Source organism: Lysobacter enzymogenes (assembly GCF_900106525.1).
GTDB classification, from domain to species: Bacteria; Pseudomonadota; Gammaproteobacteria; order Xanthomonadales; family Xanthomonadaceae; genus Lysobacter; species Lysobacter enzymogenes.
The window spans coordinates 527,677-539,627 of record NZ_FNOG01000004.1; the positions used below are offsets into that span (position 1 = coordinate 527,677).

The window sequence follows — 11,951 nt, forward strand, 5'->3', positions numbered from 1 at the left end:
GTGAAGCCCTGGATGCCCGCCTTCGCGGGCATGACGATAGGCGGGTTTCGCGGTGAGTGGGTTTTGCCGCGCAACTCCAAGCCGTCATCCCCGCGGAGGCGGGGATCCAGAGACTTCAGAGTCATGTCGCGATAAAGCCCTGGATGCCCGCCTTCGCGGGAATGACGATAGGTAGGTTTCGCGGCGAGTAGGTTTCACCGCGCAACTCCAAGCCGTCATCCCCGCGAAGGCGGGGATCCAGAGACTTCAGAGCCATGTCGCGGTGAAGCCCTGGATGCCCGCCTTCGCGGGCATGACGACAGGTAGATTTCGCGGCGAGTAGGTTTCCCCGCGCCACCCCAAGCCGTCATCCCCGCGAACGCGGGGATCCAGAGACTTCAGAGCCATGCCGCGGTAAAGCCCTGGATGCCCACCTTCGCGGGCATGACGATAGGCGGGTTTCGCAGCGATTGGATTCGCAACGCCCCCATAAAAAAAACCGGGCCCGCGAACGGACCCGGTCGTTGCAGCCGCGACTGCGCGGCCGCTTTCTGACTCAACCCAGCGCCCACGGCCGGCCCGCGAACGGGCCGGCCGCAGCACCGCTCAACGCGCGCTCTGCGCCTCCCCCGCCGGGACCGCGCTGCCGGTGACCACCGCGACCGGCTTGGGCGCGTCCGGCGCCGGCGCGGGCGCCGGCACCGAGACCGCGATCGGCAGGTGCAGGGTCGGCGACTTGCGGCTCAGCAGCGGCTTGAGCTGCAACTGGCCGAAGTGCCAGCTGCCGTCGGCGGCGTACTTGCGGCTCAGCACGATCACGTTGATCGGCGTGTTGCTGCCGCGCACCGAGGCGAACACCGGCGGGAAGGCGATGCCGTCCACGCCCTGCACCTGCGCCAGCCACAGCTCGGCCGGACGTTGGGCGTGGCGGAAGCTGCGCTTGAAGGTGCAGGCATTGGTGCAGGCGCTCTGCTCCATGCTGGCCAGGTTGAGCGTGGCCGGGTCGCCGCCGGCGGCCGGATCGGCCGCCTGGTAGCGCGCGGTGGTCTCGTTGAGCACCAGGCCCGCGTTGACCGCCTGATCGACCTGGATCCGGCCCGAGCCGGTGTCGAACGGATCGGCCTGGGTCACGCCGTCCTCGCGGAACACTTCCTGCTTGGCGGTCATCATCAGCGCCGACTTGATCTCCGCCGCGGTCCAGTCCGGACGCGCCTGGCGCAGCAGCGCCGCCGCGCCGGCCTGATGCGGCGAGGCCATCGAGGTGCCGCTGAGCAGGCCGACCAGGTTCTCGCTGCCGCCGATGGTGGTGCCGGCCAGCACCGCCAGCACGCTGACGCCCGGCGCGGCCACGTCGGGCTTGATCAGGTTCAAGCCGGTGGCCGGGCCGCGCGAGCTGAAGGCCGCGAGCACGTCGGGCGTGTTCGGAATCGGCGTCGGCGGATAGCCGATGCCGCCGGTGGAGACGTTGCCGTTGCCGGCGGCGAAGTCGCGCAGCGCGTTGCTGTCGTCCTGCGCGGCCAGGAACACCGGCACCGTGGTGCCCGGCACGCTCGGCGTCGCCGAGGTGACCTGGTTGTTGGCGATGACCACCGCGATCGCGCCGGCGGCGGTGGCGTTGTTGGCCTTGACCGAGAAGTTGCAGGTGCCGCGGCGGACCACCGCGATGGCTCCGGCGAACGCGCCCGGCGCGAAGCCGGCGCAGCCGTCGTCGGCGCTGTCGATGCGTGCGCTGATGCGCACCGGCGTGCTCGGCGGGATCGAGGCGGACAGCGCCACGCCGCCGCTGCCTTCGATCAACTGGATCGCCTGCAGGTCCGAGGGCACCGAGCCGGGCCCGGTGATCTGCAGCAGCGAGGCGAAATCGCCGCGGCCGTGGGTGGTGGCGGCGGTGGTCGAGGTCCACGGCTGGCGATGGCCGGTGGTGCTCGGGCCCGGGCCGCTGTTGCCGGCCGAGGTGGCGATGAAGATGCCGGCGTCGGCGGCGTTGAGGAAGGCCAGCGATACCGCCTCGCCCCACGGGTTGGCGCCGCCGCCGATGGAGTAGTTGATCACGTCCACGCCGTCGGCGATGGCCTGGTCGATCGCCGCGACCGCCGACACGTTCGGGCACAGGCCCTGGCCGGTGGCGATGTTGGTGTAGCAGATGTCGTAGGCGACGATGTTGGCGTGCGGGGCGACACCGGAGATGCGGATGTTGCGGCCCTTGAAGTTCGCGGTCCAGGCGTTGCCGGCGGCGGTCGAGGCGGTGTGGCTGCCGTGGCCGTTGGTGTCGCCGAAACCGGGTTCCTCGCGGATGCCGGGCACGTCGCAGGCGCCGGCCGGCTCGCCGCAGACGAAGTCCCAGCCGCCGATCAGCTTGTCGTTGCAGCGGCCTTCGTCGACGCCGCCGGGCGCGCAGGTGCCGAGATAATTGCCGGCGCCGTTGGGATTGCGGTGACGGTAGCCGGTGTCGTCGATCGCGGCGAAGGCCGGGCTGCCGAAGTTGATGCCGGTGTCGAGGATGCCGACCACCACGCCTTCGCCGCGCCAGCGGCCGGGCTTGGCGTTCCACAGTTCCGGCGCGCCGATCAGGGCCGGGCCGACGTCGGTGGCGACCGGATACTCGTGATAGGCCTCCACCAGCGCCACGCCGGGCAGCTTGGCCACGCGCGCGGCTTCGCTCGCGCTCATCTGCGTGACCACGCCGTTGACCGCGTGGCGCAGGCGCCGTTCGACTTTCAACGTGCGGCCGAGCGCGGCGTTGATGCCGCGTTCGTGGTTGCGCTGAGCGCCGTCGAGATAGCTCAGGTATTTGCTCGCCTGAGCGCTGCGCAGGTCGATGCGCGCGGTGCCGCCGCCGGCGATGCTGGCGGCGTCGCTGTTGGCGTTCTGCGCGCCGGCCAGGCGCTGCGGCGCGGCCAGGCCCGCCACTTCGCCGTTGTAGACGCTCAGCGGAGCTTCGTCGTACAGCACCAGAAAGCGGTCGGCGCGCGTGTCGGCGGCCGCGCGTTGCGGCGCCGGTGCGCCGCCGACGGCGGCGCTTTGGCTCGCCGGGGCGTTGCTCAAGCTGCTCACCGCCGCGGCAGCAGCGAGCGCCGTCAGCCCGGTCAGGCCGAGCGCGATGGCGAGAGTCAGTCGGTTCTTTGCGTTAGGCATCGGGAGGTACTCCACGTATCGTTCGCGAAGAAACCGCCCCACGCCTGTTCCCTGTCAACAGGCGCAGGTCGCGGTTCAAGGGTTGGGCCAGGGAGGGATCGCCGTGATCGAGCGTCGTCCGTGAGCCGACGCGCACACCGCGCATCGGCCGATCGCTCCTGTCACCGTGCCCGTGCGCGACAGCGCCGGGCCGAACCTTCCTACCCACGCCGAACACTGCAAGAGGCGGGAAGATTTCGGCGTGATCATGCGCACAAATCGCATTTGGTTACATATGCAGGTGCAGCATGTTGCGACGGTGAAACTTCACTTGCCTAAACGGCAGCGCCTGCAGCGGTTACAGTGCGGCTGCGAATGGTGAACCCGGGACGCTCGGCTCCGCGCGTGCGCGCAATGCGTTCATCGGACTCGCATACGAGCATGCGCGGCGAAAGCGCGCATCCGATCGCGCAGATGCGCGAAACGACGACGAAGCGTTCGCGTATCGATGAAAATGCCCGGCCTAAGCCGCGTCTTTCACGGCGCGCTTGCCTGGCTGCGGCGCGAGACGATATCGCCGGGCATCGAATCGCGCCCGCGTCGATTGCGGTTGCACCGATTCAAACCCAGCTCGGCATTCTGGCTCACCGCTTGAACGCGAACCCGCTCTGGGAATAGGCTGCCTTCCGCATCGTCGACGCCCACCTGAGCCGCACCGAATTCGCGCGGACCGAGCCGCCAGCGCCAAACCCGCGACCGATCCCCGAGCGAGCTTGCGAATGATTCCCGAACCCCGTTACGCGCTGATCGAAACCACCCTCGGAAACGACCCTGCGGTCGTCGTCGTCAATTCGTCGCTGCGCTCCTTCCGGGAGCGCGCGGCCTTTGCGTGGCATTTGCGGATCGTCATCGACTGCGAGTTCACAAACGCCTATGGCATGCCGACGGTCGAGGAAGCGGGCGTCTTGCGGCGATTCGAAGAAGATCTCGCGCCGCGATTGCAAGCCGCCGACAACGCGATATTCCTCGCGCGCATCACCGCGCGCGGCGAACGCGTGCTTTTGTTTCGCATCAAAGACGCCGATGCCGCGAACGGCACGCTGCAAGCGCCGACCTCGCAGGACGCCCCCATCCGCGGATGGGACTTCCACATGCAACACGACCCGGAATGGGCGCTGGCTCAACCGGAGTTGAAACTGGTGGAGCGCGCCGCGAGCCCGAACTGACGCGGCATCGCCTTTGCGGCCGCCGAACGCCTCGATGCGAGCGCTCCGACCGGCCTCATGCCCTGGGTCGCAAGACGACCGCCATCGATCTTGTCGCCGGACAGTCCGCCTTGCGATGGCGCACCGCCAGTCGGTCTGCGCAACGCAATGCATTCGCCGACGGCGGCGCGCCTGGGCGATGTCTGCGGCGAAGGCCGCACAAACGAAAACGGCGCCCCGCAGGGCGCCGTCGCGTATCGATGCGGCGCCGTCGCGGCGCCGCATCGGGATCGATCACCAACCGAAGCCCAGGCCCACGCCGGCCGAGCTTTCGCTGTCGCTGAACGCGCCGCCGACGGTGAAGGTCGCGCGGTCGCTGATCGCGCGCTGGTAGCCGATCGACAACGCCTGCTCGCCGCCCTGGAAGCCGGCGCCGACCGCGACCCGGTTCTGCGTGCGCAGGCCCGAGGCGCTGGCCGACATCTGCACCATCGCCGCGGTCATCGCGCCCATCCGGTCGATGCGCTGGTCCTGCTTGCGCAGCTTCCATTCCATGTCGTCGCGCAGGCGGTTGATCGCCTCGGTCGGCGCGGCCAGCATCTGGCTCACGCGCGAATCGGTGTAGGCGTTGGCGCTGCGCAGGGTCGACGCGTCGCCGGCCTGGACCTGGCCGACGTTGGCCGCGTCGGTCGGCGCGGTGCCGGCGGCGACGTTGCTGACGCGGGTGCCGTTGCCGCCCTGCAGGGTGACCGCATCGCGCGTGGGGCTGTCGTAGACCACCGAGTTGGAGGTGTTGCTGCCGACCAGGCCGTACAGATCGGTCAGGCGCCCGTCGACCGCGGCGAAGGCGGCGCCGACGTCGCGATAGCTGCCGCCCTGGATCGAATAGGTCGGCGCGGTGAACGCGCCGCCGGCGAAGCTGGCGCCGCCGCCGAGCGCGCCGGCCAGGGTGTTGAGCTGCTGCACGTTGGCCGCGTCGGTATCGGCGGTACCGGCGGCGACGTTGGTCAGTTGGCGCTCGGCGCCGGCGCTGCCGAAGGACACGGCGTTGGCGCGGTCGGCGATCGAACCGGCGCCGAGCGCGACCGAATTGGCGGCGCTGGCCGAGCTGTTGGCGCCGATCGCGGTGGCGTTGTCGGCGCTGGCCGAGCTGCCCGCGCCGTTGGCGGTGGCGAATTGGCCGTCGGCGACGCTGGACGAACCGGTGGCGGTGGAGAACTCGCCCGAGGCGCTGGCGCTGTCGCCGATCGCGCTGCTGTTGGCGGCCGAGGCGGTGGCGCCGGTGCCCAGCGCGGTGCTCTGGTCGCCCGAGGCGGTGGTGTTGGCGCCGACGGCGGTCGAGCCGACGGCGCTGGCGGTCGCGCCGGCGCCCTGGGCGACGGCGAAATCGCCGCTGGCGGTGGCGCCCTGGCCGCAGGCGATGGCGCTGCCGCCGGTGGCGGTGGCGCCGCCGGTGGTGGTGCCGCCGAAGCCGTCGTCGAGCACGCAAGGTTCGCCCGCCCAGGCCTGGGCGCAGGCCAGCGACAACGCGGCGGCGAGAATGGTCTTGTGCGAAATGTTCAAGCTGTCCCCCAGAAGAATGTGATGCGCGCCGCGCGGCCGTGAACGCGCGCGGCGGCGGAAAACCCGTCGGCGCGGGCCGCATGCGGCCCGGCCGGATCAGGCGCGCCGGGCCCGCGCAGGGGCCCGGCGCGCAGCGCCGTCAAGGCGCGGCCTGCACCGTCAGCGCGACGCGCAGCGCCGCCTTCGGACGCAGCGGATCGTTGCTGGCCACGCAGACATAGCCCGAGTAGCTGCCCGGCGCGAGGCCGGCGGCGCTGATCTGCACCGTGGTGTCGACGTTGGCGCCGACCGCGATGCGGCCGAACGCGCGCGACGGCGCGCCGATCCAGGTGGCGCCGCAGTTGTTGCTGCCGCTGAGCTGGTAGGCCATGCCGGGTGCGCCGGCGGTCGCCGTCCACGCGCCGCTGCCATCGGGGTTGATGATCGCGCCGCGGTAGACGTTGTCGCCGCTGGTGGCGTTGAACCAGAACCAGCTCGTCGCCAGCGGAGCGCGCACCGAAACCACCAGCCAATAGCGGCCCGGCGCCAGGTTCACGTTCTGGCCGGCGGCGGCCAGGTTGAGGTTGATGGTGGCGAAGCCCGAGGTCGACACGCCGGTGCCGTTGTAGGTGGAGGTGTAGCTCCACAGCGCCAGTTGCGGCGTCGACTCCGGATTGCCTTCGGGATTGCCGCCGACGTCGCGGAAGATCGACCAGTTGATGTTGGTCGAGGTCGTCAGGTTGCCGCCGTTGACGAAACCGTCGGCGACGATGCGGCTGATCGCGGTGGCGTCGGTCAGGGTGAAGTCGTCCGCCGACAGCTGCGCGCGCGCGCCGACCGAGGCCGCGTCGGTGAAGCGGGTCGAGCGGCGGCCGTTGGCGTTGTTCGGCAACTGCGCCACCAGCGTGCGTCCGCCGCTGCCGGTGTTGTCGATCTGCCAATCCAGGTTGGAACCGCCGACGTTGCCCAGACGCAGGTTCACGCTGCCGCTACCGCCTTGCGCCAGGGTCAGCGCGCTCGACTCGGTGGCGGTCAGACGCGGCGGCTGCACCGCCACGGCGATCGGCAGGCGCAACAGCGGCTGCGTGGTGTCGCCGCCGGACGGCGTCAGCACCAGCTTGCCGAAGTTGAAGTTGCCGTTGGACGCCTGCGCGCTCGTGCTCACCGTGATCTTGACCGTCTTGGTCTCGCCCGGGTTGAGCGTGAACAGCGACGGCGAGACCAGCGCGCTCAGGCCCTGCACCTTGCCGGTCCAGGTCTGGCGGGTCGACAGCACGTTGCGGAAGGTGCGGGTGAACGAGCACGAGGTGGCGCAGCTGTACTTGGCCATGCTGGCCAGGTTCAGCGCCGACACGTCGCCGCCGCTGGCCGGATTGGCCGCACGGTAGTTGGCGGTGGTCTCGTTGAGCACCAGACCGGCGCGGATCGCCTGGTCGACCTGGATGCGGCCCGAACCCATCGCGTGGGCGTCGGCCTGGGTGACGCCGTCTTCCTTCAGCACTTCCTGCTTGGCGGTCATCATCAGCGCCGACTTGACCTCGGCCACGCTCCAGCCCGGACGCGCCTGACGCACCAGCGCAGCCGCGCCGGCATGGTGCGGCGAAGCCATCGAGGTGCCGCTGATCAGGCCGACCTGCTGCTCGAACCCGGAGATGGTGGTGCCCGCGGTGACGGCGAGGATGTCCACGCCCGGCGCGGTGACTTCCGGCTTGATGATGTCGAAGGTGTCGGCCGGGCCGCGCGAGCTGAAGTCGGCGAGCTGGTCGGGCGTATTGCGCAGGATCACCGACGGATACAGGATGCCGCCGGTGCTGGTGTTGCCGTTGCCGTTGGCGAAGTCGCGCAGCGCATTGCTGGCGGCCTGGCTGGCGACGAAGGCGGGCACCGTAGCGCCGGGCACCGACGGCGACAGCCCGGTGACCTGGTTGTTGGCGATCACCACCGCCACCGCACCGGCGGCCGCGGCATTGGAGACCTTGTCGGTGAAGTTGCAGGTGCCGCGGCGGACCACCGCGATCGCGCCCTGGAAGGTGTTGGCCGGGAACGCGGCGCAACCGTCGTTGGCGGTGTCGATGCCGGCGCTGATCTTGACCGGGGTGTTGTTCGCAACCGCGGTGGTGAACGGCGTGCCGCCGCTGCCTTCGGTCAGCTCGATGGCCTGCAGATCGCCGGGCACGGCGCCGGGGCCGGACACCGACAATACCCAGGCGAAGGTGCCGCGGCCGTGCTGCGACGCGGCGGTGGTGGCGACCCACGGTTCGAGGTGATCGCTGGTGTACGAGGCCGGGCCGTCGTTGCCCGCGGCCGCGGCGACGTAGATGCCGGCGTCGGTGGCGTTGAGGAACGACAGCGAGGTCGCTTCCGTCCACGGGTTGGAACCGCCGCCGATGGAGTAGTTGATGACGTCGACCACGCCGTCGGCGATGGCCTGGTCGATTGAGCGCACCGTCGAGGTGTTCGGACACAGCCCGCGGCTGGTCGAGATCTCGGTGTAGCAGGCGTCGTAAGCGATGATGTTGGCGCGCGGGGCGACGCCGGAAATGCGGACGTTGTGGCCGCGGTAGGTCGCGGTCCAGGCGTTGCCGGCGGCGGTGGAAGCGACGTGGCTGCCGTGGCTGTTGGTGTCGCCGAAGCCGGGCTCCTCGCGGATGTTGGCCACGCCGCACTGGTTGCCCGGCGCGTTGCAGACGAAGTCGTAGCCGCCGATCAGCTTGTCGTTGCAGCGGCCTTCGTCGACGCCGCCGGGCGCGCAGGTGCCGAGGTACGTGCCGGCGCCGAGCGGATTGACGTGGTGGTAGCCGGTGTCGTCGACGGCGGCGAACGCCGGGCTGCCGAAATTGATGCCCGAATCGATGATGCCGACCACCATGCCTTCGCCGCGGAACCCGGTCGGGGCGGCGTTCCACAACGCCGGCGCGCCGATCAGGGTCGGGCCGACATCGGTGGCCTGCTTGTATTCCATGTACGGCTCGACGAAGCGCACTTCGGCGAGCTGGGCGATGCGGTCGGCCTCGCTCTGGCTCAGTTCGGCGACCATGCCGTTGAGCGCGTGGCGCATGCGGAAATCAACGCGCGGGCTGCGGCCGATCAGGCCGCGGATGCTTTGTTCGTGATCGGCCTGGACTTCGCCCAGGTGCTGCACGTAACCGCGCGCGGCAGCGCTGTGCACGTCCAGCCGGCCGACGCCGGAAACGCCGGCGGCCAGGCGCTTGGGCGCCGGCAGACCGCGCAGGTCGCCCTTGTAGGTGCTCAGCGGCGCTTCGTTGTAGACCACGATGTAGCGCTGGCGCTTGTCCAGCGAGGCCTCGCTCGCCAGCGACGGCGGCGGCGCTGCGCCGGTGGCCGCGGACGGGCTCGCGCCGCCGCCGGACATCGTCATCGCCCCCGCAACGGCGGCGACCGCAGCGATCGCCACGGCGATGGACGTTTTCCTCATTACCTTGCGCATTCCCCTTTCCCCAGTTGTCTACCAAACGCCAAGCGCAAGGCGCCACCGCAGCGGCCGACCGTGCGCATCCGTGAAGGGGAAGGGACGAAATAGTGAGTTATGCGCCGGACTGCACCCCGCCGGCATTTCGATTGCGCCTGCACTTCCCCCTAGAAGTCACAACGCACCCCGATAGTAACCACCCTACCCGGACTTTGCGATATGTGCCGGATGTCGTGATGTGTCGCGGCCGAAACGCGCAATACCCTGCCCGATGGGCCTTGACAAATTCTTGCGCGGGGAATAACGAACGCGTGTGCTAGGCGATTTTCTGCCACGGCTTGTGCAAGCCGCCGCGATACGCCAGCAGGTACACCGCCACGACCCAGGCGGTCGCCACCGCCCAGCCGGCGAGGATGTCGGAGGGGTAATGCACGCCCAGATACAGGCGCGAGAAGCCGACCAGGACCGTGAACGGCACCATCGAGACGATGACCGCCCAACGCCAGCGCGTCGGCCAGCACAGCAGGATCAGCACCGCGGCCAAGGTCATCGAACCCATCGCATGGCCGCTGGGAAAACTGTAGTTGTGCTCCGGCGCGATCGATTCCCACAGCGACGGCCGCTCGCGCGCGAAGAACTGCTTGGCGGCGATGTTGAGCAGGCCCGAACCGCCGAGCGCGAGCGCAGCGAAGCTGGCCTCGCGGAAACGCCGCAGCACGGTCAGCGCAAGCACCAGGACGATATCGAACGGCACCACGCCCCACTGGTAGCCCAGCTTGGAGAGCAGGCCGAACAGGAAATCCAGGCTCCCGCGCGACAGCCCGTGCGCGTACTGCAGCACCGGCACGTCGAACACCAGCGCTTCCTGGCGGTGGATGTCCTCGGCCAGTTCGGCGAAGGCCCACAGCGGCAGCAGCAGGCCGGCGAAGGCCAGCAGCAGGCTCCAGACGTGGCGGCGCAGCAGCGCCAGGCCGAAGCGCGCCTCCTGTTCGAACGCGCTGTCGCCGGCGCCGCGGCGCAGCGCGGCGCGGTCTTCGTCGGCGGGCGCGCGCTCGTCGGCGCGCGGCCGCTCGTTCACGCCGCCGCGCCGGAGCGCGCGCCGTAGCGGCGCTCGACGTAGCCGTCGATCAGTTCGACGAACTCGCGCGCGATGTTCTCGCCGCGCAGGGTCACGGTCTTCTCGCCGTCCTCGAACACCGGCGCCGACGGCGCTTCGCCCGTGCCCGGCAACGAGATGCCGATGTTGGCGTGGCGCGATTCGCCGGGGCCGTTGACCACGCAGCCCATCACCGCCAGGGTCAGGTTCTCGGCGCCGGGGTGGGTGATCTTCCACTCCGGCATCTTGGCGCGCACGTGCTCCTGCACGGTCTGCGCCAGTTCCTGGAAGAAGGTGCTGGTGGTGCGGCCGCAGCCCGGGCAGGCGGTGACCATCGGGGTGAACGCGCGCAGGCCCATGGTCTGCAGCAGTTCCTGGGCGACGATGACCTCGTTGCTGCGCGCCTGCCCCGGTTCGGGCGTGAGCGAGATGCGGATGGTGTCGCCGATGCCTTCCTGCAGCAGCACGCCGAGCGCGGCGCTGGAGGCGACGATGCCCTTGCTGCCGATGCCGGCTTCGGTGAGGCCCAGGTGCAGCGCGTAATCGCCGCGCGTGGCCAGTTCGCGATAGACCGCGATCAGTTCCTGCACGCCGCTGACCTTGGCGCTGAGCACGATGCGCTCGGCCGCCAGGCCCAGCTCGACCGCGCGCGCGGCCGAATCCAGGGCCGAACGGATCAGCGCTTCGCGCAACACCTTGCCGGCGTCCCACGGGTCGGCGCGGTTGGCGTTCTCGTCCATCAACTGCGCGGCCAGGGCCTGGTCGAGCGAGCCCCAGTTGGCGCCGATGCGCACCGGCTTGCCGTACTTGATCGCGAACTCGATCAAGGTCGCGAACTGGCTGTCCTTCTTCTTGCCGAAGCCGACGTTGCCCGGGTTGATCCGGTACTTGCCCAAGGCCTCGGCGCAGGCCGGTTCGGCGGCGAGCAGCTGATGGCCGTTGTAGTGGAAGTCGCCGATGATCGGCACCTCGATGCCCATCATCGCCAGCTTGTCGACGATGCGCGGCACCGCCGCGGCGGCCTCGACGGTGTTGACGGTGACGCGCACCAGTTCCGAACCGGCGCGCCACAGCTCGGCGACCTGCTTGGTGGTGGAGGCGACATCGGCGGTGTCGGTGTTGGTCATCGACTGCACCACCACCGGCGCGCCGCCGCCGACCTGGACGCCGCCGACGACGACGGAGCGGGTCAGGCGGCGCGGCAACGGGCCGAAATCAGGGAGCGAGCAAGGCAGGACGGCATCGGAATTCATGGGCCGCATTGTACCGCCGCCGCGGCGCGCGGTTGTGCGGCGGGAGTGAAGCGCGGCTGACGCGGCGGCTTGGGCGCGAAGGCTTGCGGGGCTTGGGTTTCGGCGTGGTCGGGGCGGGAAATCGCCAGCCCGGGCGGCCTCGCGCCGGGTTGCGCGTTCCCGCCGGCTCGCTCCCTCCGGCGCGCCCCCGCCCGTGCACTCCTCCCCGCTCGTCCCCGCCAACGCGCTCCCTCCGGAACGTCATCCCCGCGCAGGCGGGGATCCAGGGCTTCACCGCAACATGACTCTGAAGTCTCTGGATCCCCGCCTGCGCGGGGATGACGTTCTGGAAG

Annotated in this window: 6 protein-coding genes and 1 pseudogene; 2 read left to right on the forward strand and 5 right to left on the reverse strand. The window is 70.2% G+C overall.

Features of this window, described 5'->3' with window-relative positions:
* Window positions 1–669: 669 nt before the first annotated feature.
* Window positions 670–3,114: pseudogene (locus BLU84_RS13210) on the reverse strand (S8 family serine peptidase); the annotation flags it as partial.
* Between the two features lie 420 nt (window positions 3,115–3,534).
* On the opposite strand from BLU84_RS13210, the gene BLU84_RS26505 reads away from it, so the two are divergent.
* Together BLU84_RS26505 and BLU84_RS13215 are read left to right on the forward strand one after the other, a co-directional pair.
* Complete coding sequence (locus BLU84_RS26505) at window positions 3,535–3,771, forward strand: hypothetical protein (RefSeq protein ID WP_139174979.1); 237 nt, start codon at window positions 3,535–3,537, stop codon at window positions 3,769–3,771.
* A 101-nt stretch (window positions 3,772–3,872) separates the two neighbouring features.
* A complete protein-coding gene (locus tag BLU84_RS13215; protein ID WP_074867562.1) occupies window positions 3,873–4,319 on the forward strand; it encodes a DUF695 domain-containing protein in 447 nt (148 codons plus the stop codon).
* Between the two features lie 273 nt (window positions 4,320–4,592).
* Here BLU84_RS13215 and BLU84_RS13220 read toward each other — a convergent pair whose 3' ends face one another.
* The 4 genes from BLU84_RS13220 to ispG form a co-directional block, all read right to left on the reverse strand.
* Window positions 4,593–5,861 carry a YadA-like family protein gene (locus BLU84_RS13220; RefSeq protein WP_233431131.1) on the reverse strand — a complete coding sequence of 423 codons (1,269 nt, stop codon included), beginning with the start codon at window positions 5,859–5,861 and terminating at the stop codon, window positions 4,593–4,595.
* A gap of 139 nt (window positions 5,862–6,000) precedes the next feature.
* Window positions 6,001–9,288, reverse strand: a complete 3,288-nt coding sequence (locus tag BLU84_RS13225) for a S8 family serine peptidase (RefSeq protein ID WP_074867568.1) — start codon at window positions 9,286–9,288, stop codon at window positions 6,001–6,003.
* 298 nt (window positions 9,289–9,586) lie between these two features.
* On the reverse strand, window positions 9,587–10,240 hold the full coding sequence (locus BLU84_RS13230) for a phosphatase PAP2 family protein (protein ID WP_425479384.1): 654 nt from the start codon (window positions 10,238–10,240) through the stop codon (window positions 9,587–9,589).
* A gap of 104 nt (window positions 10,241–10,344) precedes the next feature.
* Window positions 10,345–11,619 (reverse strand): flavodoxin-dependent (E)-4-hydroxy-3-methylbut-2-enyl-diphosphate synthase, encoded by a 1,275-nt coding sequence (gene ispG, locus BLU84_RS13235; RefSeq protein ID WP_074867571.1) that lies wholly within the window; start codon window positions 11,617–11,619, stop codon window positions 10,345–10,347.
* Window positions 11,620–11,951: the final 332 nt, after the last annotated feature.

Bases quoted from the DNA above. Each gene is read 5' to 3' on its own strand.
- BLU84_RS26505 (WP_139174979.1), top strand. From the start codon at position 3,535: ATGCGCGGCGAAAGCGCGCATCCGATCGCGCAGATGCGCGAAACGACG.
- BLU84_RS13215 (WP_074867562.1), top strand. From the start codon at position 3,873: ATGATTCCCGAACCCCGTTACGCGCTGATCGAAACCACCCTCGGAAAC.
- BLU84_RS13225 (WP_074867568.1), bottom strand. From the start codon at position 9,288: ATGCGCAAGGTAATGAGGAAAACGTCCATCGCCGTGGCGATCGCTGCG.
- ispG (WP_074867571.1), bottom strand. From the start codon at position 11,619: ATGAATTCCGATGCCGTCCTGCCTTGCTCGCTCCCTGATTTCGGCCCG.